We start from the raw sequence: 25,155 nt of genomic DNA, 5'->3' as shown, positions 1-25,155 counted from the left end.
GGAATCTAACTTGGCATCTCATGTTACTTGAGTATAATGTATGCTAAATGCAATACTTAAGGATCACCATGGCTATCGAACACAAAACACGCACCCAATTAGTAGCAGAAGCAATTCGTGAAAAAATATTAACCGGTGAAATCAAAGCTGGTGATCCACTGCGTCAAGCTGCACTTGCTGCTGAGCTTAATGTAAGCCGAATACCTGTTCGTGAGGCACTGCTTCAGCTCGAAGCTGAAGGGCTTGTAAATTTTGAAGCGCATAAAGGAGCCACGGCAACAGAGCTTTCAGCATCACAAATTGATGAAATCTTTGATTTAAGGGCATTACTTGAGGCTGAGCTGCTAAGTCACTCAATAGAAGGTTTAACAGATCAAGATTTAATTGATGCTGAGCTTATCTTAACTGAGCTAGAAAGCGCCATGGATGCAGGTGATACCCACCTAGCAACGGGCGATTTAAACAGCCGTTTTCATGGTAAGTTGTATTCACGCGCACAACGCCCACAAACTCGTGAACTAGTTGATATGTATAGTAAAAATTCAGAGCGTTATGTGCGCATGCATATTTTACTAGCGGGTGGTTTAACCACAGCACCAGAAGAGCACCGTATATTGTTAAATCACTGTCGTGCAAAGAACACTAAAAAAGCGTGTGACTTTTTGAAAAAGCATATCTTAGGCGCCAAAAACGACATTAAAAAGCTATTACTTAAAATAGAAGACGAAAAAAGGTAGTGTTAAATAAGCCACATTTTTTATCATGTGCTCAGCTTGCTGCCCGTAGGCAAATAAGAATGCTATATTTATGTTGTCTTTAACTTACCTCGATTAGTTTGCTTAATGCGATGTTAGCTAACTGAACAAGGTCCCATCAACTTTTCTGTATTATTAAGTGGGTATGTAAAAAATACTTTAGCTAGATAGGGTAAAAAACTCAGAAGTGCAAAGCTTAGTCTTACGCTATATTTGAATAAACGATATATCTGATTTTCTTTTATGCTCAAGTATGATTATTTAATAAGGTCAGCGCAATCACCGCAAGAGCAGCTTATCTATAGCTACAAAAACGCTCCGTAAAAACGGAGCTTTTGCTTGTCAATTTTTGAAAATTCAGTCTATTAAACCCAGACCCTCGAGTCGTTCTTTTGCTAAGGCATACCTTGTGTGTACATCATCAATTTGCTGTTGATTTAACTTTTTACCAAAAGTACGAAGCCCGCCAGTTACATCATTATGATGAATGCCAAATGCAAACTTAAGGTATTCTAAAAGTAACGGTTGTGCATCAAGGTAAGATATAGAATTCATAGCTTGAGAAATTTTGTTTGCCTCGGCCCACTCACCTTTATTCACGTATTCCTGCATAGTGACACTCGCTTTTGGAAATATACAGCCAACGCCTGTAATTCCACCGCATGCGCCAGCGAGTCCTGCATGTATAGTTACCGTATCTACACCTGCGAGTACTTTTATGTCCTTATTTTCTAGCACCATCGTTTCAATGACAGATACATCTATGGTGGATATTTTAAGCGCCGTAACTTCAGGTAAAGCGGCAAGCTTTGTTAGAAGGTCAGTTGAAAGTGGATGATAGCCAGCGGCGTCCGGGTTGTTATAAGGCATTATTGTAATACCGGCCTCTTTTGCAGCTGTGGCAGAAAGGGAATAATACGCATACATTTCCTCATCAGAAGGCGTGTATTTGGTTTTTGGTGGCATCACCATTACGGTGTCCACGCCAACAGTTGCTAGCTCTGTAACAATTTTGGCCAGCTCTTCTTTGGTTTCTGCGGCTGCGCCACTAATCAATGGAACATTGTATTCTTTAGCAACACTTGAGAGAGCTTTTAGTAAAGAAAGACGCTGTTCGGAGCTTAGGTAGCTGTTCTCACCAAGAGTACCAGAGCCAACAAGGCCTCCCATACGAGTTCCACCTTTGCCTTGCACCTTTAAAATATCTGCAGCGTATTTTTTCGTTGCATCAAGGTCAATTGCAACGGTTCCAGACTCTGTTTCTTTGAGCCATGTAAATACGGCTGGCATAACTGTGTATCGCCAATCTTTACAGTTTGTTTCCATTATATTTCCTCTAATAAGTAATATTGTATACATTATACATTTCGATTGTATCAGTAAAATTAACTTCGGCAAGTCTAAGAACTAAATTAAAAGGGTATCGTATATGTAAATTATACAGGGGCATGCAAAGGCGAGTAACGCTAACTATATAAAGTGGGGTTAATCATTTAACTATCTTCACGAACTATAGTTTGCTTCTTAATAACCTGAACTCTGGATTATAAACCTACCCCAAGTAGCTATTCTTAGCGTTAACTGAGTTTAATCTACTTGCAATAGGCTAACTATTGCAAGTAATTTCGCTTAGTACCCACTGAAAATCTCTGGCTAGAGAAAATAAACATAAATATCACTTTGATTCAAAATATTAGTATATCTCTTAACCAGAGTTCAGGTTAAATACTTCAGCTCATGTATTAAATTACGATACTTAATAAAGCTTCCTTTAGTTACAAACTTGCAGAGCAATTGACTTTGTTTAATTTGTATTTAAATTTTAACTAAAAATTATCATATATTTAATATTGTATACAATATGTAATTTATGTATATTTTACGTCGAGGTTAGTCTCACAATAAAAATCTACAGGACCAAGGAATTCTTACATGATTACAAATAATAAAAAACAAACTCGAGGCGTGGGTGCTAGAACTCTGCTGGCAACTGCGGTAACAGCAGCATTATTAATTGCACCAGCGGCACACGCTGTTGATGGCAGTAGTATTGTTAAAGGTCATATTGTTGCGCAATCGGGGAATGATTTAACCGGCGCAACTATTACACTTAAGCACAAAAGCAAAGGGTTGGTTTACACCATTACCAGTAACGCCGAGGGTGATTACTTATTAAGAAACGTACCTGTAGGTACATACGATGTAACTATTGTAAAAGACGGTTATCAAGCAATGACTGAAGAAAATGTTGCGGTAACTATTGGCCAATCAATAATACTTGATGTACAACTTTATAAAGCTGGTATTGATATAGAGCGTATCGCGGTAGCAGGTTCGGCAATTCGTCGTGTAGATATGGCATCTTCCACCTCTGGCTTAACGTTTAGTGATGCTGAACTTAAAGCAATGCCGGTAAATACTGGTTTTGAGAGTATTGCGTTACTAGCGCCAGGTACTGCAGCTCCTGGTGGTTCTAATTTCAAAGGAGCCTCTAGTTTTGGTGGCTCATCAGCCGCTGAGAATGGCTACTATTTTAATGGCTTGAATGTAACCAGTATTCGCACAGGGTTAGGTTCAATTCGTCTTCCATGGGAGGCTATTTCGCAAACTCAAGTTAAAACGGGTGGTGTTAGCCCTGAATTTGGAGGGGCATTAGGCGGTATTGTAAACGCTGTATCTAAATCAGGCGATAATGATTTTAAACTTGGTGCAGAGGTGCGCTGGGATCCTGATAGTCTTCGTAATCAGCATGATTCAATATTTCAAGATAGTGGCACCATCAGTACCAACACTAAGCAAAGTAGTTACGATTTTAAAGAAGTACAGTTATGGGCGAGCGGTGCGCTTATTGAAGATACGCTGTTCTTCTATGGCTTATTTGCTCCACGCAGAGAAGAGTCTAGCAGCGCTGGGCAAACCACGTTCTCTGATTTTGAGCGTGATGAAGATCGTTGGTTCACGAAAGTGGATTGGTTTATTAATGAAGATCACTCTATTGGTTTCTCTGCAATGAACAATAAACGTACTTGGACTGACAAAACGTTTGCTTATAATTGGAAAGATAATGTTGTGGGTGATCAGCAAGGGGTAGATGCACCAGGTGAAGATGGCGGTAATGTTTATAGTATTAACTACAATGGCTATCTGACAGATACTTTTTCAGTGTCAGCCGTTGTTGGCCGTGTTACTGAGAATGTTGAGAACGTGGTAGCGTCTCCAAACCCAGGTGTATGGGATGAAAGAAATGGTTTTGTTACGTTAAGCCAGCACACTAATTCAGGAATAACAGAAGAAGAGTACATCCGAGACCAAGCTCGCATTGATTTTAACTGGGATTTGGATATGCATTCAATCCAATTTGGTATTGATTACACTAACGTGAAGGTCGATTTTTTTGAAGGTCAAAATGGTATTGGGGATGCTAAAGGCTGGTGGACAGTAAAAACGGCCGGTGAAAACGATGTATCGGGCGCTACACTAGGTACTGACTTTATCGAAAGAAGGATTCGTAGCCGTGAGGTCGATTCTGCTACCACTTCATTAGCGTTTTACATTAATGATTCATGGCAAGCTACTGATAATTTAGTGCTTAATATGGGTTTGCGTTATAGCCAGTTCGAAAACACTGTTTCAGATGGTCGGGCTTTTGTTGATATAGATAATCAAATCGCGCCACGTATACAAGCAATTTATGACGTTAATGGTGATGGTAGTGCAAAAGTATTTGCAACCTTTGGGCGTTATTTTCAACCTGTCTCTGCGAACATGAATATCACCCAAGGTTCTGCATCTATTGAATGGTTTGAGTATTTCGAACTGGATCAATTAGAAGGTAGCGGTTCACCTTCTTTATTAGCTGATGGCTCACCTAGCAGAGGGGATATGTTACGTGATAGACGCTGGCGTCAGCGGGGTATTACTGAACCAGGGCTAATTGCCTCTGCTTCTTTAAAACCAATGTACAGCGATGAATTTACAATTGGTTATCAGCAAGAAGTGTTTGATACGATGTCTGCAGGTGTACGTGCTATTTACCGTGATTTAGGTCGCAGTGTTGAAGACACTGATGTAGGCCCTGTGCTTGCCAAAAAGCTTGCTGAAATGGGTATAACCGATAACGTAGGGCAAGGTTCATATTACGTACTCAATAACCCTGGTGAAGCGATTCAAATGTCGTATGACTTTGATGGTGATGGAGAAATTGATAACGTAAATTTAAGTGCTGATGAACTTGCACTTGCCGAAGCACAACGCAAATATTTGGCGCTTGAGTTTACCTTAGATGGCAATATAACTGATGACTTGCGTATCAATACTTCATATACATGGTCACATAGCTATGGTAATACCGAAGGTTTAGTTAAAACGGATAATAACCAAGCCGATCCTGGTTGGACGACCTCCTACGACTATGGTGATTTGATGGATCATGGCTATGGTAATTTACCAAATGACCACCGCCACGCTATTAAGTTTAGTGGCGCCTATAATATTACCGATTCATTGACCCTAGGTTTAGTTGCGCGAACTACATCAGGTCGTCCAAAGAGCTACTTCTCAGTTCACCCTGAAGGTGTCGATAGCTGCGAACAAGGAAGCCCATGGGATGCATGTGTTAGTAAATATTACGATCAAGCATCTCATTATGATGAAAATGGCAACCCTGCGCCACGTGGCAGTAAAGGTAATTTACCTTGGCTCACTAATATAGACATGTCATTGACGTACTACACTGACTTTTTTGGCTCAAACGTGATTTTAAAAGGCACTGTTTATAATTTGCTTAATAGCGATAGTGCGATAAATATCAACGAAGAGCGTGCTCAGTACGGTGAAAATGGCTTAAAGCTTAATCCTGATTATGGCTTAGTGACAGGACGTCAAGGTGCTCGCTATGTGTCATTGACCGCACGAATAGAGTTTTAATTTTCCCTGGTAAGAAGCTGTAAGAGCTCAACTTTAGTATCTCATGACTATGTTGGTGAATGCTAAAGTTGAGTTAATGTTTAAGCACATTCTCATCAAGAGCAACACAGCCTCGATGCTGGGCAGGCAGCTGTTTGGCATTTTTGTAGTGAGTTATTGGCACTTTTATTACAAGAAATGAAGGCACATTGCATGCAAAAATAACAAGGGATAATTATGACTCAGCTTTGTTTTCTCATTGGCAGTAGTCACAACCCGATTGGTTACACATCTATACCCTTGATATGCATATGGACGGTGAGTCATTATATATTATTTTAAATGGCTTGCATCAGACACACATATTGATTTAATTGAAAATCATCATAAAGATAGTCGTGAATATGATACTTCCGCAATCACTCGTAGCAGTTTATTTGTAGATAGTAATTAATATATTAAATGAAACTGGTAAGTTATTGTTATCAATGCAAGAAGGTATATTTACAGAGCTTGCCGTGTGTTGAACTGGCTTATTTAGCCAAACAAAATATACCTGTTCGAAAAAGTAGATAAAAAATAACAGTATTTAAATCAGTAGATACAACGTTGAGTGATTTATTTACTCATTTTGTTTACCAAAAAATTAATTAAAATGAAGGTGAATGTATGGTACTTCTAGGGTTAGGGGTTGTATTTATACTAATAGGCTTGTTGCCACTTGTTCGTTGGTTAAAATGTAAAGTTAATAAACGCCATTGGCGAGTGTGTAACATAGAACAAATAACAGCAGCGACAAATAATCAAATAACAGCGCCAGAGCTTTTACATCAGCCAACGATGCTAGTGAGTTTTCGTTTTGATGATCAAGTGTGCAGTATACTAATTGATTATAACGAAAATATGATGTGGCGTTTTAAGCAGGGTAAGCAATGCACGCTATTGGTGGATAAGCACAACCCTCATAAAGTTTACAATAACGCTTTCTTATGGCATAACTACGGCGTAGTGTGGTTGCTGGCAGGTGTAAGTTTATGTATTTCAAGCTATTATAGTGTGGTTGTTAAAATATGACTGCGCTTTTAACCACTTAGTAAAGCATTAGCTATTAATGCCGACACTGTTTAGGTGCAATCCCAAAGGTTTGCTTAAATAAACGGCTAAAATGACTGGCGTTATTAAAACCAAGGTCGTAGCACACTTTACTTATAGCTTGGCCTTCTAATAAAAGCGTGCGGGCTTTTTTAAGTCTAAGTTGTTGCTGCCAAAGTGCAGGGCTTGTGCCAAAAGCGAGTTTAAATTGCTGGTAAAACTTACTACGACTCATACAAGTTATTTTGCACAAGGTGTCTATGTCGAGTGTGTCGCTTAAATGCTCTTCAATATAATGTAGTGCATCACTCACGTTACTTTTTAGGCGTAGCTTGTCACAGTTTGCCAGCAATAAATCACGGCTTTGTTGTTGTAATAAACGGGTGATCAATTCGTTTAACGATAAATCAATTAAGTAGTGTCGCTCGGCGCCTTGCTCACTAAATAAATGCACCATTCGCTCTAATAACTGCTGAGTTTGCGTATTATGTTGGGTATGCACTAAATTAGGGCTGTATTCAAACAAGGCATCACTAGCAAAGTTTTGCTGCATATTAAGTGCATTAGCCACATTGGTTATTTTATCGGTGCTGATTTCAATCGCTAAACAGGTGGTAGGTGAGTTGATAGTTGCCTGAGGAAAATCAATCAGCACCCCTTGCTCGGGCGCTAATACAAACGATTCGTGTGGTAAAAACGCTTTATGATACTGACTATTCTCAACATGCATAATTTTTTTGCCACTGAGCATGGCACAAAATAATAATTCGTTTGAATGCAGCGCCACTTTTTGCGCACTTTTATAAGTATCATAAATACTCAGTTCGCTGTTGTCGGCAGCAAAGCTCACTTTGTTTTCAATAAGTACATCAAGTTGTTGGCGTTTTTTATTTAACTGCGACGAATACATAATCAGCCTTTTTAATGATTAAATCGTTTGGACTCACAGACAATTTTTTTGGACTGCTAATCAAGTTTTTAAGCGCTTAATAGTCTAATGTCAATCAATACCGATTAAATATAAAGCAACTAGCTACATTACTCTAACAAGTTGCTGGTATTTCGGCTTAGACTTTTAGCTAACAACAACAAGAGAACACACATATGATTTACGCAAATCCAGGCACAGCAGACGCACTCATCACATTTAAACAGCAGTATGGTAACTATATTGGCGGCGAGTGGGTTGAACCCGTTAATGGTCAATACTTTGAGAATATTAGCCCTGTAAATGGCAAAGTGTTTTGTAAAATTCCCCGCTCTGACAAAGACGATATTAATTTGGCGCTTGATAAAGCGCATGCCGTAAAAACGCAGTGGGGCACAACCTCAGTGACCGAGCGCAGTAATATTTTATTAAAAATTGCCGATCGCATTGAACAAAATCTAGAGCTACTTGCAGTGGCCGAAACATGGGATAACGGTAAAGCCATTCGCGAAACCCTCGCCGCTGATATTCCACTTGCTGCGGACCACTTTCGTTACTTTGCCGGTTGCTTGCGTGCTCAAGATGGCAGTATTGGTGAAATAGACGAAACCACGGTGGCGTATCATTTTCATGAACCATTAGGTGTTGTAGGGCAAATTATTCCGTGGAACTTTCCAATTTTAATGGCTGCATGGAAGCTAGCGCCGGCACTAGCAGCTGGTAACTGTGTGGTACTTAAACCTGCTGAGCAAACACCTGCATCAATATTAGTGTTAATGGAAATTATTGGTGATTTACTACCCGGCGGCGTGCTAAACGTAGTAAATGGTTTTGGTAAAGAAGCCGGTGAAGCACTGGCAACTAATACGCGTATAGCTAAAATTGCCTTTACAGGCTCAACCCCTGTGGGTTCACATATTTTAAAATGCGCAGCTGAAAATATTATTCCTTCAACGGTAGAACTTGGGGGAAAATCACCTAATATTTTCTTTAGCGATGTTATGGAAAAAGACGACTCATACCTAGATAAAGCAATTGAGGGCGCCATTCTTGCCTACTTTAACCAAGGTGAAGTATGTACTTGTCCATCACGCTTGTTTATCCAAGAAGATATTTATGAGCAATTTATAGAGCGCATTTTAAAACGTACCAAGCAAATTAAACGCGGTAACCCGCTAGACAGCGAAACCATGGTAGGTGCGCAAGCCTCTAAAGCACAGTTTGATAAAATTTTAAGTTACATAGATATTGGCAAACAAGAAGGTGCTGAAGTACTCAGTGGCGGTCATGTTGAGCAACTTAGCGATGAGCTAAATGGTGGCTATTACATTCAACCTACTTTATTAAAAGGAACTAACGATATGCGCGTGTTCCAAGAAGAAATTTTTGGCCCCGTTATTTCAATGTCGACCTTTAAAGACGAAGCCGAAGCGCTCGAATTGGCTAATGGCTCAGAATTTGGTTTAGGCGCAGGTGTATGGAGCCGTAATATGAACCGCGCTTATCACTTTGGTCGCAAAATAGAAGCCGGTCGCGTATGGACCAACTGTTACCATATGTACCCAGCACACGCTGCGTTTGGCGGTTATAAAAAGTCTGGTATAGGCCGCGAAACACACAAACTCGCGCTCGATCATTACCAACAAACTAAAAACTTATTAGTAAGTTACAGCGAAGATCCCCTTGGCTTCTTTTAATAACGCGTTTTAGTTTAAATAAACAACCTATAAGTAATGAAAGCGCTGCATTGTTGTAGCGCTTTGTTTTTTTAAAACTAATACTGATAGCATTTGATTAGTGGTTAATTATAATGATAAAGAAATGATTTATTAATGAGGCGAAATAAAACCTCAGTGAATCATGCACAAAGAGGGTAAATAGACGCTGCGTTGAAAGAGTAGGTTAAAGGTCACAGGTTCTACTGTTAAGACTAGGTTTCAGGCTGTTTGTACAAGCTCACAGCTCGTCACTCGAAGCCGGCTCATTTTCTCCTCTGTGTTTAAAAAGGCTTTAGTGAATTAATCACAAAAAGGATTATGGTGATGTTTGAAACGATTGCGATTTATTCAGGGTTAATAGCCACATTATGGATATTCATTGGTGTTTATGTAGCAAGTCGGTTTTATGAAGGTTACAGTCATTCTAAACAATTTTGTAGTGAATTAGGTGCAACAGGAAGCCCAACTGAAAAACTGTCACCACTAATTAATAATTATCCTTTAGGTTTTCTATTTTGCTTTTTTGGCTGGTATTTGGCGCGATTGGCTAATGTTTCTATATTGGTTAATATTGCTGGTTGGCTAGTTATAGTGCATGGTATTGGTACCTGGGTTGCGGGTTATTTTCCTATGGATGCTGACCCATTTACTAAACATCCAACTTTTAACTGCAAGGTACATTCTTGGGCTGGTTTTATTATGTTACTTTCGCTGGTTGTAGCACCAATATTAATAGCTATTAGTCCAACCACAGAAGTTATCTCTCTATACTTTCGTGTTTTTTCAATTGTTTCTGTTATCGCCACAGTTTATTATCTGTTTGCTATGGCTAAAGCAATAAAACTACAAAGCAACCCTGGTACCTACCAACGTATCTCTTATGGTATTCAATTAAGTTGGTTAAGTGTTTTTTCAATAACATTAATTTAAAACAATCACTAGTGCCTATCATTTGTTTAAACGTTAGGCTTGTCAATCTAAGAAATACATCAGCATTGTGTTGATTTTAGCTCATTATTTGGGCTTTTAAATCAAGGGAAACTTATGAATATAAACGTTATTAAATTCCGTTTTATTTTGCTAAGAGGCCCATTAGGCTGGGGAATTCCTACAGCTATTTTATTTCAATTAATCATGCACCTTACAGGTGAGCAAGGTTTTTTTGATGGAATCATTTCATCTTTAATAATATTTCCTTTAGTAGGCATATTATTTGGATACCTTATGTGGCATTCGGAACATAAAAAGAACTAAATAACTGAGAGACCTACCTTAATTACTTGGTTTTTTGAAAGTTTTTAGCTGTAATTACAAGGAGGTTTGAGTGAAAATTTGCGAAACCCAAAGGTTGCTTATTCGGCAGTTTTCAATTGATGATGTGCCGGCATTAAGTAAAATTCTTAGTGACGAAGAAGTGATGAAATACTCAATTCGTGGTGTGTGCGATGAAGCTGCAACTCGTGATTTTATAAAGTGGTGTTTACAATGCTACGATTCATATGGTTTGGGCCCATGGGCACTAATAGATAAAAACAGCGATTTATTGATTGGATTTTGTGGTATTTCCCCACAAAGCGTCGCGGGTAACGAAGAGCCTAATTTAGGGTATCGATTAGCGGTCGATTTTTGGAATAAAGGCTTAGCCTGCGAAGCAGCTAAAGGTGTTTTAAAGTATGTGTTTACGCAAACTACTCATCAATCGGTCGTTGTTATTATTGAACCTGAGCATATTGCGTCATTGAAAGTAGCAAAGAAAATTGGCTTTACAGACTATAGCAATCATGAATTTCATGGTCGTGCCGTACAGTTATACCGATTAACTAAGACGCAATGGAATGAATGGACTTCTTTAGATGTTGCTTATGTAGCTACCTAAAGCTCAAGATAGTTAACGTTGGTTTGTTAAAAGGAAATTTTTAATGGATATAGATTCTCACATAGTTCAGCTTGAAAAAAATAACCGAAAGTTATTTAGCGTATCTCATTATTTGGGACTTACGTTAGTGATGGTGGCTATTGTTTTGTTGTTAATGTTCTATTTCAGCCCATTGATAGGGCTTGCTTGTTCAGGTTTTGCTGCTTTCTTTTTAAACTTTTGCTATTCACAGTATAGCTTTAGAAAACTCAACGCCCGCATAACACTATTACAAACCAAAATTGAACAAATCGCTAAGTAAGCTGTTGCTCTTAATTTAAAGCCAGTTCATTTTAAATGTTAATCATTGCTAGCTGCTTTCAATGTTGCTAAGTTATTGCTGTAAAAAATTGCTGAAACTTATTGGATTTAAGATATTTTTAGTTCCACCAAATGAGTTTACAGTAATTATATAACTTAATTTAAAATGGATTTTCATGAACAGAAAAACAAAAATGGTTAGCCGTACTTTATTGAGCGCTTTATTAATTACGCCTACCTTGAGCATGGCCGAATTATCGCTTACTCCTACAACCCCAGAGCAATGGCGCAGTGTTACTGAGCGTGATATTGAAGCTGCTTACAGCATATCGGCAAAAAATCACCCTGGCATGTTTGATGTTAACAACCCAGCCTTTCCTGAGTTATTAAAGCAAGCTAAAGCAGAGGCGCTTACTCTGTCTAAGCAAGCGATTGGGCCGCAGGCGCATGCAGCGGCAATTGCACGTTTTAGCACGGTGTTACAAGATGGTCATGCTGGTGCGTTTTCAAGCATCGACAGGCCTGCGCGTCGCTGGCCCGGCTTTAGTGCTTTATGGCGAGGTGATGCGCTAAAAGTGTATTACAGTGAAATTAGCACTATTAAAAAAGGGGATATTGTAAGCCAATGTGATGGGCAAAGTACTGAAGCTTTGATGCGCAAAAGAGTGTTTACATTTCATGGGCAAGTTGCTCAACCAGGGCATTGGTGGCAGCAAGGTTGGCGGTTACTAACGGATGTAGGGAATCCATTTTTAGTCCCCCTAAAAGAATGCGAGTTTGTTAAACCCAATGGCAATACCCATAAACAGGTTTTAAATTGGTCTGTAAGGCCTAAATCAGTCAGTAAGCATTTAGAAAATGCCTACAATGGTGATGAACTTCCCATTGATTTAATCTGGCCTGAAAAAAACATTGCGTGGATTGCTATGCCTAGCTTTTCAGTAAATGATAAACAAACAGCTGACTACAAAAAAGTGTTTGAAAAAATAAAACAGCAACGTAGCAAGCTACTTACAGCAAAAGCCGTGGTATTAGACTTGCGCCATAACCAAGGTGGTTCATCTTATTGGAGCTCACAAATAGCCAAAGAATTATGGGGCAAAAAAGTAGTAGAACAAAAAACAGCTGGTACTACTCAAAACGAACAAGTGTGGTGGAGAGCGTCAAAAGACAATACCAACTATGTTAAATCGTTAATTGACGTGGTAAAAGATCAACCTGAATTTCATGAACTGATTAAAGAAATAGCAGCAGGTATGGCTTTATCACTTAAAAGTGGTGATCCATTTTATGTAGAACGAGAGACTAATACGCTAAATAACCTACCAGAAGAGCCGTTAGTGAGTGACTTTAAAACTAAGGTGTTTGTTATAGTGCCGCCGCAATGCGCTAGTGCTTGTTTAGATGCGCTAGATAAGTTTAAGCTTTTTGAAAATACCACGTTGTTTGGTGCACCCAGTAGCGCAGACTCGCTGTATATGGAGGTACGTTTAGCCGATTTACCTTCAGGCTTAGGTAAAGTGATAGTTCCTAATAAAGTGTATGTTAATAGAGCAAGAGGAAAGGGCGATTACTACAAACCTGATATTGCCTATAACGATATTGATTGGACAACCGATAAGCTATTAGAAAAAATTAAACTGTTATAAAAAAAGCCGCTTGTTGTAACAAGCGGCTTAACTTTCTAACTAGGGGTTAGTTTAAAACGAATAACGGGCGCCAATTGCGTAGCGTGGACCATACTGGCGAGCAAATAAGAACTGCTCTTCGTAACGACCATACCCTTGCTCGGTTTCATTATTAAGGTTAATACCTTCAAAGAATACCGTCACATTTTCATTAACGTCATAATTTACGCTCATATCCCATTGACCATATGATTTGGCGTATTGTGGTGGTGCATCAGCAGAGCCTTGCGCTTGGCCTACACCAATTAAATATGCATCACGCCAAGCGTAAGTTACTTTTACAGATAAACCTTCTTTTTCGTAAAACGCTTGGAAGTTAGCTGAATCACTCAACCCTGTTAATGGAGCTTGTTGGTCTAGGCTGTCTGTATCAAATTCAACATCGCCGTCAACAAACGTTGCATTTACACCGACCCCAAAGCCTGTCTCACCAATTAAGTGTTGTACTGCTACTTCAAAACCATCGACTGATTTACTATCGGTATTTTGTGGTTGGCTAATATTCCAAGTAATAAGTGGATCATTACTATTTGGTTCAATTTGGCCGTTTGCATTGCCATCACCATTAGCAAGCATTTGTGCAAAAATAGCATCGCTTGTTGCTTGATCACCACGAGCTTCAATATCACTAACCGCTTGTAAATAGCGTGGGCCATTTAAAATATCATGTAAGCCTTCAATGGTGGTTGGAGTAATGGTGGTTTGAATAAAGTTATCAACGTCCTTTTTAAAGTAACCTACTGATGCATAGCTGCCTTCTGAATAGTAATACTCTAATGATAGGTCAAGGTTTGTTGATTCAAATGGCAATAATCCTGTATTACCTTGGCTACCTACTCGTGCCCCCGGTTTTGGGCTGCCTGTAAGGCTACGACCACCGGCTAAATCGCCCAATGGCGCGCGCGACATAGTTTTACCCCATGATACGCGAGCAACTAAGTCATCGGTTACGTCAACACTTAGGTCGATTGATGGTAGTAAAATATCGTAACTTCCTTCTTGAACTAAGAAGTTGTCATCGCCGCCAGCTTCATATTGAGTGATCCACTCTGAAGCACTTATCCAATTTACTTGTTGCTCAACGCGTTGACGAACAGAGCTACTTACATCGGTTTCTTCATAACGAAGGCCGGCATTTACTTTTATGTAGTAATTGCTAACTTCAAATTCCCAACGTGATTGAACATAAATACTGTTGGTAATTTCTTCAACAGCGCTTTGACTGTCAATACCATCAAGATAGGCATTAGGCGCATAGGCATCGCCACCGGTTACATCAGCAGTAAGGTATGCCATTTGTCTTGCTACAGCTTCATCAAAATCAAAGCTATAATAATAGTTAGGTTGTAAATTGTTACCACCACCAGCAAATTGGTCTAATAGTCCTGAAGTGTTATTAAGGGTAAACATACCATCAGGGAATATCTCGGTGTAAGAAGGGTTAAAACCAGGGCCGCCAACTAAGCCACTCCATGCTTCATAACCACCGGTATTTTGTTCTGTACGCGAACCACCAAACTTCACTTCAATTAAACCAATGTCAAAACTATCGTTTATCCATGTTGTGTGTAATTGCAGCTGCTCAATATCTGATTCTCCAGGTGAATGAATAAACTGGCTAAAGTTTGAATCAATTTCACCAGGGCTTAATACGCTAGTACCGTTTTTCCAGTTAACTTGCGCATGTGGAATTTCACCAGTGCGGTAATCATAAATTTTATTTACAAGCTGATCAGAACCTAAAATAACTTGCCCATCACTACCCAGACCTTTGTCTGCGCCGTTATCTGTCTCGTTTTTAGAGTCGTGGTAGTCAAGCTCAACTTGCCATGTTTCATTAATTTGCCAATCTAAATTTAAGCCAATAGAACGAGCCTTAACTTCAGTGGTATTTTTACTAGAGGTAAATGATGCATCGTTACCACTAATATCTGCATAAATAGCTGTGCCATTTTCATCTAACTCGTAGCCATTAATGTTGCTACCAAAGTCGTTCCAAATACCCCAGCCGAGGGTTTCTGAGCCTGTTGTTGCCTCACTTGCTGTATAATCAAGGGTTGCTACAAAATTATCTGTGGGTGCAAATTGCAGTGTGATTTGCCCATTAGTACGCTCGCGTTGTAAATCTTCAATTGCGTAGTTCATGTCTTTTGCAAAAAAGTGATTACCTACACGATTTCCTTGCGCATCTACTGCGCGTGGATCAATAAAATCACCTTCAGCAAGAGTAGGTAGGTCTACATTTGCTTGCCAACCTTGAATATTGGCGCTTTGCTTTTGAAAGTCGCGTTCTTGATGCGAAAAAGAAAAACCAATACCAAACATTTCATCGCTAAAGGTATTACTATAAATAGCCGATACTTCCGGAGTTACATCGCTACCCGCTTCATTTGATGAATCATGAATAGCTTTAGCTGTTGCCGAAAAATGCTGGCCAGGTCTTTGTAAAGGTCGAGTTGTTGAAATGTTAACCGTCGCACCTAAGCCACCACTGGGCACATCAGCACGAGCAGTTTTAAATACTTCTAAGGCACTAACACCTTCTGAGGCAATGTTTTCCAGATTATACGAACGTGAGTTACCCGTTCCAGGCATTTGGCGACCATTAAGTGTTACCAAATTAAATGAAGGGCCAAAACCACGTACGGTAATTTGGCTTCCTTCGCCGTTTGCACGACTCACCGACACACCCGTAATACGTTGCAGTGACTCTGCTAAGTTAGTATCAGGAAATTTACCCATTTCTTCAGCAGAAATAGCATCGACTACCCCTGATGCATCGCGTTTCATATCCATAGAGCGGATAAGTGAACCGCGAATACCTTTAACTTGTATTACTTCAATTTCAGGTTCCACAGTATTTTGTTCTGCTGCATGGGCGATATTCAGCGTGCTTGCAGCGATGATAAGTGACACAGAAGCCGCTAGTGGGCTTTTTTTAAACTTATTTGTGTTCATAATTGCTCTGCTTTTACTTAATTTATTACGGTAAGTAGGTACTTGTAATTCACTACCTACCACTGAATTAGGGATTACGGGTTAGCGATAATCACGTTGTCTATACGGTAAACAGCGCCTTCACCTGTCCCCCACGCTGGAAACATCATAAGTACATTGATATCGCTAATGTCTAAACCGGCAGCAAACAGTGACTGTAATGTAAATGTGTAGGTTTGCCATTGGCCATTAACGGGTACTTCCCCCTCAACGCTTTGTGAAAGAGGAAGCTCTACCGCTGTTGCTGCGCCTGTTGACTCAATTTTAAATGTCCATACAGCGTCAGGATTATTTGGCGGGGTTACCACTTTCATTTCAAACTGCACAACGCCATTAGCTAGTATTGCTGATGCATCGAAAGAGATACCGTCGTCGGCTAAAAAGCCCATTACCGTTGGCGCAGAGCCAATAACAAATTCAGCTACAGTACCGTGATCAGCATCGTCAATTTCTTCTGTTGGGGTAGAGCCGCCACAACAGTCCCAAATGCTCCACATATCTGCGGCAGTATTTTGGAAAATAGTGATTTCATCGCCTGCTGATGCACTAGGATCGTACATCTTAGCGTTATCAACACGGTAAACCGCACCTTCACCTGTGCCCCATGCTGGGAATATCATTACTACGTCAATGGCACTTACATCTAAACCTGCGCCCGCTAAGTCAGCGAATGTAAAGGTGTAAGTTTTCCACTCACCTACAATAGGTGCATCGCCAGCATCTGTTAATGGTAATTCTACCGCGGTATCACCCTCATTAGATTCTATTTTCATTAACCAAGTGGCATCTGGGTTATTTGGGTTTGACATCACTTTCACATCAAACTGTAGTAAACCATTTTCTAAAATGCTGGTTGCATCAAATGGAGTACCGCTACCACCAGCAGATGAACGAGTATTAAAGCCCATTACAGTGGGGGCTTCGCCAATAGTGAATTCTGCGGTTAAGCCGTGTTCTGCATCGTCCATAACTTCTGTTGGAGTAGAGCCGCCACAACAATCCCACATCGGCCAATCTAAGTTTTGTCCATCTGTAAATAAGTCTACTGATGGTGATTCACCTACATCGCCCTCAATAGCCACGTTGGTAATTAAATATTCAGCGCCTTCGCCAGTTTGCCATGCTGGGAATACCATTAATACATCAATGGCACTTAAATCTAAGCCTCTTTCTTGTAGTAGAGAAAGCGGAAATGTATAGGTTTGCCATTGGCCTGTAACCGGTGTTACGCCTTCAACACTATCGCTAAGCGCTACATCGCCTGTATTAGGTCCGCCATCACCCGCTTCGGCTTTTAATAGCCAAGTTGTCGAAGATGTTGGCGGCGTTACTACTTTCATATCAAAAGTTAATCGACCATTTAGATCAAGAAGGAGTGATGCGTCAAATGGAGATGAGGTGCCGGTAAAATCATCTGGGAAGTGACCACCACGAGTTGAAAAACCTAAAACAGTACCGTTATTATCGTTAATGTTAAACTTAATAGCGTCACCTTTTTCAGCATCGGTTATAGTTTCTGGTGTGGTTCCACCACAACAATCCCATGCGATCCAGTTGGCGTTTAATGTGCCATTGAATATATCAAGGTTTCTTGCAATGCCATCACTTGGTGGAGTAGGTACAGGGGCTTTACCTTCAACAAGTGCATCATCTAGGCTATCGTAACCTGGGCGCACAGTTTCACAACCTTTACCTGTGTCAGTATTTGCAGCGCATTGATAAACCCGTACGTAATCAACCTCAAAGCTTTGACCTTCTGCAAATGCTGCAGCGTCAACACCTAAGTTGTTTACATTTTCAGGCCAGTCACCACCAACGGCGTTATTTAAAATAAGGTAAAAATCTTTATCAAATGGGGCATTATCCCAGTGAGTGGTAAGTTCGCCATTACCTTGTTCAAAGTATTCAGCAAACCAGCCTTTATGTTTAAGGCCAACAGCCTCATCTTTAGAGTTGTAACGAACTTCAGAGCGACGTTGTGTGGCATATAAGTAGCCATCTACGTACCAGCGAATTTCGCCTTCTTGCCATTCAATAGCGTAGGTGTGGAAGTCATCTGCGGGATTCATTCCCTCAGGCAGAGTATAAGCTTTGCCTGAGCTTGAGTTATTTGGCCACTCGCGACCATAGTGAAGTGTGCCATGAATATTTGCTTCAACGGTGCCATCTTCAGCGATTGTTTTTAAATTTACCGCTTCTAAAATATCAATTTCGCCAGAGCGCGGCCAAGTGCCATATACTTCGTCGGTTGGCATCATCCAAAATGCAGGCCAGCTACCTTGACCTGACGGTAGTTTTGCACGCATTTCAAAGCGACCATAAGTAAAGTCAGCGTTGTAACGGGTATTTAAACGGGCTGACGTGTATGGTTTTTCTGCACCTTCTTCAGCAGGTAGGGCGACTATATTTAGTGCACCGTCTTTAATAAAGGCATTTTGTTCACTGTCGGTGTAACATTGTTTTTCGTTATTACCACCGCCGGCGCAGTTTAATTCAAAGTTCCACTTATTTGTATCAATGCTTGTGCCATCAAATTCATCACTCCAAACCATTTGCCAATCTGAAACTGGCTGGGCAGGATCTACTTTTTCAAAATTGGATGTTGTCGCAGCATCGCCGCCACAGCCAGCCAAAGACGCTAATGATATAGCAGCCAAAAGGCGAGTAATGCGTGTTGTTTCAATGTTCATAACTGAACCCCGTTCAACTGATTATTGTCAGAATATAGTGTATTTGTTGATTTTGTCATTTTGTAAGCGCTTACATTTTTGTGTGTGATAAATGTAAGCGCTTACAAATGATATGGGGGATTTCAAACTTGGTCAAGAATTTGTTTATTTAATTTACAATTGGTTTACTTTAAATAAGCTGCTTTTGTTAATGTAGCAGCTCAAAAGCTTAGATAATGTAACAAACTAAGCTGAAATAGGCCCATTTCTCTGCTTAGTTTAGGCTAGTTGCTACTTTTTAAATGGTAACGTTAACAAATACCACAAGGACGCGTTTTGTTTTGGGTCGGGATATTGGGCTAAGCCGATGTTTAGTTTATTATCTGATAATGTGGCGCTGGTTTTGTAGCTGCCAAAAAGTCTATCCCACCAAGTTACGCTAAAGCCAAAGTTACTATTTGTTTCTTCGGGATTTTGGCTATGATGAATACGATGCAGTATTTGAGTCATTAAGATAAGCCGAAGTGGTTTTTCTATTGCATTGTGTAAACGTATATTGGCGTGGTTAAATAGCGCTAATCCATTAAGTGCAATTTCAAATATTAATACTGCAATAGCAGGTACACCCAAAGCGGTAACGGCAATCAATTTTATAAGTATGCTGAGTACAATTTCGATAGGGTGAAAACGCAAACCTGTGCTGGTATCTACATGCGCATCGGCGTGGTGCACACGATGCAAACGCCACAAAATTGGCACGTTATGAAATAACCTATGCTGCCAATATATAAGTATATCAAGCAGTAGCATGCTTAAAATAATAGCAACACTACTTGGTGTGGCTATTTGATTAAATAAACCGATACCGTGCTCTTGGTTATAAAGCGCTACGGCAGTTAAGCCTATGGGTACACTTAAGCGAGCAATTAGTGATGAAGCAAACACCAGTCCAAAATTAGCGAACCATCGGGTGTTACTTTTTATAGGCGATTTACGCGCAGGCATACGCGATTCTAGCAGCATCATAATAACCAAAATGCTAAAAAAGAACCCTAAACGCCACCAAATTTCATTACTCATTGGCTTGTGTAACCTCATCAGCTTCTTGGAGTTTTAACGTGTTATATCCTCCATGTATACGTGTAAAAATAGTAATAGCGCACGCAGTGGCAAAAATACTCGCCATTATGGCAAAGTGCTGCGGCCAAATACAAAAGGCAATAAATAGCGCTATGGTTTCTGTGCCTTCGGTTAAACCATTTAAATAGTAAAAACTTTTGTATTTAAACTGGGGTTTTTCGAGCTTAAATTTTTCGGCGGCTATGGCAAAGGCTAAAAAGCTTGAGCCTGTGCCTATAAAGGTGGCCAGTAATACGGCCCCGGCAATGGCGTTTTGCTCGGGGTTTGCCAAAATAAAGCCAAGCGGAATTGCCGCGTAAAATAAAAAATCGAGGGTAATATCTAAAAAACCGCCAGCGCTTGAACTTAAATTTGCATGGCGTGCCAATGCGCCATCTAGCCCATCTAAAATACGATTTAAAGCAATAGCCGTTAACGCTGCGTACCACATTTCATACGCAATTAATGGCACTGCTAATAGCCCTATTAAAAAGCCTGCCACAGTAAGTTGGTCGGGCGTTATGCCGCGCTTGTGCATTAACGCTACAACGGGGGTTAACAGTGGCTTTATTATTGGGGTGATGTATTTGTCTAACATGCTTGGTGCCTTGTACTTTTTGTGCGTTTATTTGGCTAAATTTAAGGTGATCAGTTTGCCGTTTGCGGCCTCTGCATCGCTATGATCGTGGGTTACCATAATAGCGGGCAATTTATGCTCGCGTATTTGGCTAAATACTAGCTCGCGCGTATCTACTCTTAATTGGGTGTCGAGCTTGCTAAAGGGCTCATCAAGTAAAATAGCTTTTGGCTCGCTTAATAGCATACGCAATAAAGCAACGCGGGCTTGTTGTCCACCAGAGAGGTTGTCGGGGTGGCGATTAGCCATGCCTTTTAATCCTACCTGTTCAAGGGCGTGCTCTATTTTTTCAAGGCGCCGTTTTTTATTGCCTTTAGGCATAGCAAAGGCAATGTTACCGCTTACCGATAAATGCGAAAATAATAACGCATCTTGATAAAGCACGCCTATGTGGCGTAAATGTGCGGGTAAGTTATTAATGTTTTTACCGTTAAGCCACACTTCGCCGTTTGCGCTAAAACCACTGGGTAATGTACCCGTAAGCCAATTTAAAAAGCTTGATTTACCACTGCCTGATGGCCCCATAATAGTGAGTATTTCGCCGCCTTTTACCTGCTCGTTTAAGCTTAGTAATTGCTCGTGTTGACGATAAAGCTCACAATTTTTAATCTCTAAAGATGACTGCATTAAAAACCTTTTAATTTATGGGTTAGCGATGTGCGCTTTTAAAAAAGTACTTAGGTAAAACCCACGCCAGTATAAAGCCAATGAGTGGTAATGCCATTTGCATAATGGCATACACTGCACTGGTGCGCCTACTTGCGCCATTAGCAAGGGTGACCGCTTCGGTTGTTATGGTTGCTATGCGCCCGCCACCGGCTAAAAGTGTAGGCAAATATTGGCCAAAGCTAATGGCCAAACCAAGTGCCGCCGCAATTAAAATAGGGGCAAATAACTGGGGTAATTTTACTTGTAAAAACACTTTGCAGGGTGTTGCGCCAAGGCTTGCTGCTACATGAGCAAAACGAGGGTCTAATCGCCTATAACTGCTCGCAAGCGATAAAAACACATACGGCAGTACAAACAATAAATGGGTAAATACCACATTAAAAAACGCGGCCTGGTTATTTACTAATTGTTGCAGCCACACTAGGCCAAATAAAAACGCAATACTTGGTACAAGCAACGGTAAATAAATAATTAAGCTGGTAAAGCGCGACATGGGTTTTGCACTTAACTGCTCTGACTCTAAGCACAAAAGGGTAATAATAATGGCAAATAACGTAGTAACTAGCCCTATAGCAAGGGTATTATAAAGCGGGCTTTGCATTTGCATTAGCGCACTTTTAAAGTGAAGTAGCGTGAGCTGATCGGGCAATGCCGCCGGAAAACGCCAAAATCCGGCAACCGACCACATAATTAAGCCAATTAACGAGAGCAAAATAAAGCCAATTATAAATACTGTTAATGCGGTCGTTATTTTTTGCCAATAAACACCGCCATATTCTCGCTCGCCATTGGTTAGTAAATCACTAAATAATGCTTTTATAGTTTTTTCGCCGCCAAGCCAAAGAGCTAGTAAACCCCCAGTAAGTACAAGCTGCAATAATGCCCCCGCAGAAGCTTTAATACGCAGGTTTAAATCTACGTCGTTAAACCAATGCATAATGGCTACAGCCAATGTGGGTGGAGTATTTGGCCCCAAAATAAGTGGCATTTCTACACTTGCGCTGGCATAAGCCAATACGGCTAAAATCGGTAGGCGCAGCAATGGGTAAAGGCTTGGCAGAATCACTTTAAAAAAAGCAGTCATAGGGCAGTAGCCTAAATTAAGCGCTACTTTATGTTGTTGGCGCAGTTTTTTGCCAAGCTCAGGTTGGGCAAGCACACCTAGCGCCATTAACAGTAAAAAAGGTAGCTCTTTAAGGGTTAAGCCTAAAATTATACTTATACCAAACGCGTCATGCGGAAACATGCCGTTAGGGGCAAGTTCCCATCCACTAAACCAAGGCGATACTAAACGCGAGATCATACCCGAAGGAGCAATTAAAAAACCAACGGCTATAGCGGCTGCTGCGTGGGGGATTACGAGTATGGGACTTAGTAAACGCTGAATACGGTTAAGCCACGGGCTATTAAAAAATGCCGCTAAAATCATTAACGTAATGATAAAGGCAAGTAAGGTGCTTATTAATCCGCTGCTAACACTTAGCATAACCATGTGTGTTAGGCCGGGTGTTTGCACAAGCATAGTAAAGCCATGTAGGCCAAGTGTTGTATGCTCAAGTACTGGTGCATAACCAAAAGCGGGCAATAGCACGCTGATTAGGCCACCTATTACCGGTAAAATTAGCAATGCCAGTAAAAAATGTGGGCTTAATTTAACTAATTTACTAAACATATCGGCGCTTTTGTGTGGTTTAAGTGTTGAGCTCGCTGCTAACTTATTAGAAACAACACTCATTGGCTTACTCCAAAACGCGCTTGCCAACCTTGCATAATAGCGTTTACCCAGCTTGGGTGTGGCTCGCTAAGCGTGCGTTTAATGCTATTTAAGGGTAATGCGCTTGGATGCGGTTCCACCGTTTTAAACAAGGCTTGCTGCTTTTGGCTCAATGTAGATTGAATCAATACACTTTTATCCCCCCAAACTGAAGGTTTTTGCTTATGTGCTTGCGCCTTTGGACTTAATAAAAAATTAGCCACTAATTGCGCACTTTGTGCATGGCTTGCATTATAAGGTATGGCTACAAAGTGGGTGTTACTTAAACTGCCATCTTGCATAGCATAACTGCGAATACTTTTTGGTAAATCATAACGTTTAACGGCGGCGGGTACTTCGGGCGCTGAAAACGTAAACGCTATGCTTAGCTCGGTGTCGCCTACTAAGCGGCGCATTTGTGCACCACTTTGCATAAAGTGTTTACCGCCGCGCCAAAGTGTTGGGTGCAGCTTATTTAAAAAGTTCCATAACGGGTTTAATATTTGAGCTGTGTTTTGTGCAGTAGCTAGCTGATTTAACTGCGCTTTAAGTGAGTCATCGCTTTGTTGATGTAGCATAACAAGCGCGTATTTTAAAAAGCTCATTCCTAAAAAATCAGGTGGCTTTGGGTAACTAAAGCGCCCTGGGTTTTGTGCGCTCCAGCTAAGTAATTGGTTTAGGGTTGTTGGTAGTGTGTTATTTGCAGTGCCATCTATTGCTAAGCTGTCGTAGTAAAAGGTGAGCGATGCTTGACCCCAAGGGGCTTCCATTCCATTAGTGGGTATTCCAAAATCAAAATTAACCGCAGGGTTATTGCTAGGGTCGGTATAGCTAAAGTTAGGCAGCTTATTAGCCCATTGTTTAAGTAATAATGAGTGCTCGCTCATGGTGGCAAAGTTAGCACCGTTTATCCAAATTAAATCTACGCTGCCTTTATCGTTATTGTTTGCTGATTTTTCAGCGAGTACGCGGCTAACGGCCTCGCTGGTGTCGCTAAGCTTTACATGCACTAACTCAATGTTATATTTAGCTTTTACTTGCTCAGCCGCCCACTGAATATAGGCATTTATTTGCGCATCGCCGCCCCATGCATAAAAATATACGCTTTGGTCTTTACCTAACTTTTCAACTTGCTGCCAACGGCTTTGTAATTGTGTACTTGCTAGGCTTTTAAAACTAATAACAAGGCAAATGCAAAAGGCGACACAGAATAAGCTGTATCGCGATAATGTTTGCCAAAATTTATTGGCGAGCATTTAAATCCCAGTTGTAGTCTAAAAACTTAACTTTCATGTTGTTATTTTTAAGTGCTTTTTGCTGAGCGGGTGTCAGCTTGAGTGCTTTAGGGTATTGCATAAAAAACTGCTGTAGCGTATTGGCGCCTTTAAAGCCTTGTTCAAAATCATCGCCGTACCACTTAAATATTGAAGACACACTTAGCGTGTTATCTTGCGCTATATTACGAGTCATATCTGATAAAAAACGCACCGTTTGCTCTTGCAGTTGGCTTTCTAAGTCAGTGGCATTGTATGCTTCTTCACGAAGTGCAGGGCAGCCAATACTTGCGCAATTTACTGCAAAGTGAATACGTGGGTCGTTATATTTACCATTACCACGTATTAAACCATGCTCTATATCATCAAGGCTGCGCGTTTTACCAAGTAATGGCACAAACTCTTTGCTCCACGGTGAGCTAAAAAAGCTGCCTAAATCTTTAATCGATTTAAGTTCTGGGTACTTAGTTAATATAAGCTCAACAGTAAAGGCATTATACGCATTGATTAAAAACGCAAGTTGCTTTGGTTTTTCCCACATATCAAACTCGTTTTGCGTAACCGCCGATAACGAATCTAAATAGCTTTTAAGCTCACTGTGCTTAGCTTTAATTGCTGCATAATCAACCTCAGTGCTGTGACCATGGTTAATAGCTACAACATGATTGTTTAATAACGCATCCCAGCTATCGTGCATGTTTTCAGCTTTGCTTGCAAACGATGTTGCAAGCAAAGCTGACCCTAACAATAGCGCTTTTAAAGGTGTTTTAAACAT

Annotated in this window: 19 protein-coding genes; 9 read left to right on the top strand and 10 right to left on the bottom strand. The window is 40.5% G+C overall.

What is annotated here, in order from left to right:
* Positions 1–68: 68 nt before the first annotated feature.
* Positions 69–737 carry a GntR family transcriptional regulator gene (locus FHG08_RS18115; RefSeq protein WP_178956908.1) on the top strand — a complete coding sequence of 223 codons (669 nt, stop codon included), beginning with the start codon at positions 69–71 and terminating at the stop codon, positions 735–737.
* Positions 738–1,112: 375 nt separating this feature from the next.
* On the opposite strand, the gene FHG08_RS18110 is transcribed toward FHG08_RS18115, so the two are convergent.
* Complete coding sequence (locus tag FHG08_RS18110) at positions 1,113–2,081, bottom strand: dihydrodipicolinate synthase family protein (protein WP_178956907.1); 969 nt, start codon at positions 2,079–2,081, stop codon at positions 1,113–1,115.
* Positions 2,082–2,687: 606 nt separating this feature from the next.
* Between FHG08_RS18110 and FHG08_RS18105 the strand changes: the two genes are divergently transcribed.
* Positions 2,688–5,681 (top strand): TonB-dependent receptor domain-containing protein, encoded by a 2,994-nt coding sequence (locus FHG08_RS18105; protein WP_178956906.1) that lies wholly within the window; start codon positions 2,688–2,690, stop codon positions 5,679–5,681.
* Positions 5,682–6,329: 648 nt separating this feature from the next.
* Entirely contained in the window at positions 6,330–6,734 is a 405-nt protein-coding gene (locus FHG08_RS18100; protein ID WP_178956905.1) for a hypothetical protein, read from the top strand.
* 34 nt (positions 6,735–6,768) lie between these two features.
* On the opposite strand, the gene FHG08_RS18095 is transcribed toward FHG08_RS18100, so the two are convergent.
* Positions 6,769–7,662, bottom strand: a complete 894-nt coding sequence (locus FHG08_RS18095) for an AraC family transcriptional regulator (RefSeq protein ID WP_178956904.1) — start codon at positions 7,660–7,662, stop codon at positions 6,769–6,771.
* 194 nt (positions 7,663–7,856) lie between these two features.
* Between FHG08_RS18095 and FHG08_RS18090 the strand changes: the two genes are divergently transcribed.
* From FHG08_RS18090 to FHG08_RS18065, 6 genes are all read left to right on the top strand, one after another.
* Complete coding sequence (locus tag FHG08_RS18090) at positions 7,857–9,377, top strand: aldehyde dehydrogenase family protein (RefSeq protein WP_178956903.1); 1,521 nt, start codon at positions 7,857–7,859, stop codon at positions 9,375–9,377.
* Positions 9,378–9,722: 345 nt separating this feature from the next.
* Positions 9,723–10,328, top strand: a complete 606-nt coding sequence (locus FHG08_RS18085) for a DUF998 domain-containing protein (protein ID WP_178956902.1) — start codon at positions 9,723–9,725, stop codon at positions 10,326–10,328.
* 114 nt (positions 10,329–10,442) lie between these two features.
* A complete protein-coding gene (locus tag FHG08_RS18080; protein WP_178956901.1) occupies positions 10,443–10,652 on the top strand; it encodes a hypothetical protein in 210 nt (69 codons plus the stop codon).
* A 70-nt stretch (positions 10,653–10,722) separates the two neighbouring features.
* Entirely contained in the window at positions 10,723–11,274 is a 552-nt protein-coding gene (locus FHG08_RS18075; RefSeq protein ID WP_178956900.1) for a GNAT family N-acetyltransferase, read from the top strand.
* A gap of 43 nt (positions 11,275–11,317) precedes the next feature.
* The gene (locus FHG08_RS18070; protein WP_178956878.1) at positions 11,318–11,575 is read left to right on the top strand and encodes a hypothetical protein; all 258 of its coding nucleotides are present in this window, start codon (positions 11,318–11,320) and stop codon (positions 11,573–11,575) included.
* A 175-nt stretch (positions 11,576–11,750) separates the two neighbouring features.
* A complete protein-coding gene (locus tag FHG08_RS18065) occupies positions 11,751–13,223 on the top strand; it encodes a S41 family peptidase (protein ID WP_178956899.1) in 1,473 nt (490 codons plus the stop codon).
* Between the two features lie 51 nt (positions 13,224–13,274).
* Here the strand turns inward: FHG08_RS18065 and FHG08_RS18060 are convergent, their stop codons facing one another.
* The 8 genes from FHG08_RS18060 to FHG08_RS18025 form a co-directional block, all read right to left on the bottom strand.
* On the bottom strand, positions 13,275–16,220 hold the full coding sequence (locus FHG08_RS18060; protein WP_178956898.1) for a TonB-dependent receptor: 2,946 nt from the start codon (positions 16,218–16,220) through the stop codon (positions 13,275–13,277).
* A gap of 74 nt (positions 16,221–16,294) precedes the next feature.
* Positions 16,295–18,949 carry a glycoside hydrolase family 16 protein gene (locus FHG08_RS18055; protein WP_178956897.1) on the bottom strand — a complete coding sequence of 885 codons (2,655 nt, stop codon included), beginning with the start codon at positions 18,947–18,949 and terminating at the stop codon, positions 16,295–16,297.
* Between the two features lie 270 nt (positions 18,950–19,219).
* Positions 19,220–20,008 carry a sterol desaturase family protein gene (locus tag FHG08_RS18050; RefSeq protein WP_178956896.1) on the bottom strand — a complete coding sequence of 263 codons (789 nt, stop codon included), beginning with the start codon at positions 20,006–20,008 and terminating at the stop codon, positions 19,220–19,222.
* A complete protein-coding gene (locus FHG08_RS18045) occupies positions 20,001–20,645 on the bottom strand; it encodes a CDP-alcohol phosphatidyltransferase family protein (RefSeq protein WP_178956895.1) in 645 nt (214 codons plus the stop codon). Before FHG08_RS18045 ends, FHG08_RS18050 begins: the two co-directional genes overlap by 8 nt.
* Before the next feature lie 27 nt (positions 20,646–20,672).
* The gene (locus tag FHG08_RS18040) at positions 20,673–21,311 is read right to left on the bottom strand and encodes an ATP-binding cassette domain-containing protein (RefSeq protein WP_178956894.1); all 639 of its coding nucleotides are present in this window, start codon (positions 21,309–21,311) and stop codon (positions 20,673–20,675) included.
* A 22-nt stretch (positions 21,312–21,333) separates the two neighbouring features.
* On the bottom strand, positions 21,334–23,088 hold the full coding sequence (locus FHG08_RS18035) for an ABC transporter permease (protein ID WP_178956893.1): 1,755 nt from the start codon (positions 23,086–23,088) through the stop codon (positions 21,334–21,336).
* A complete protein-coding gene (locus FHG08_RS18030) occupies positions 23,085–24,362 on the bottom strand; it encodes an ABC transporter substrate-binding protein (protein ID WP_178956892.1) in 1,278 nt (425 codons plus the stop codon). Before FHG08_RS18030 ends, FHG08_RS18035 begins: the two co-directional genes overlap by 4 nt.
* Entirely contained in the window at positions 24,349–25,155 is an 807-nt protein-coding gene (locus FHG08_RS18025) for a DUF547 domain-containing protein (protein WP_178956891.1), read from the bottom strand. The genes FHG08_RS18030 and FHG08_RS18025 overlap by 14 nt, the downstream gene beginning before the upstream one ends.

The sequence above is a fragment of the Pseudoalteromonas sp. Scap03 genome (assembly GCF_013393115.1).
Classification (GTDB): domain Bacteria; phylum Pseudomonadota; class Gammaproteobacteria; order Enterobacterales; family Alteromonadaceae; genus Pseudoalteromonas.
Note: the sequence above shows the minus strand (reverse complement) of the source record. Positions and strands in the feature narration are given on the sequence as shown.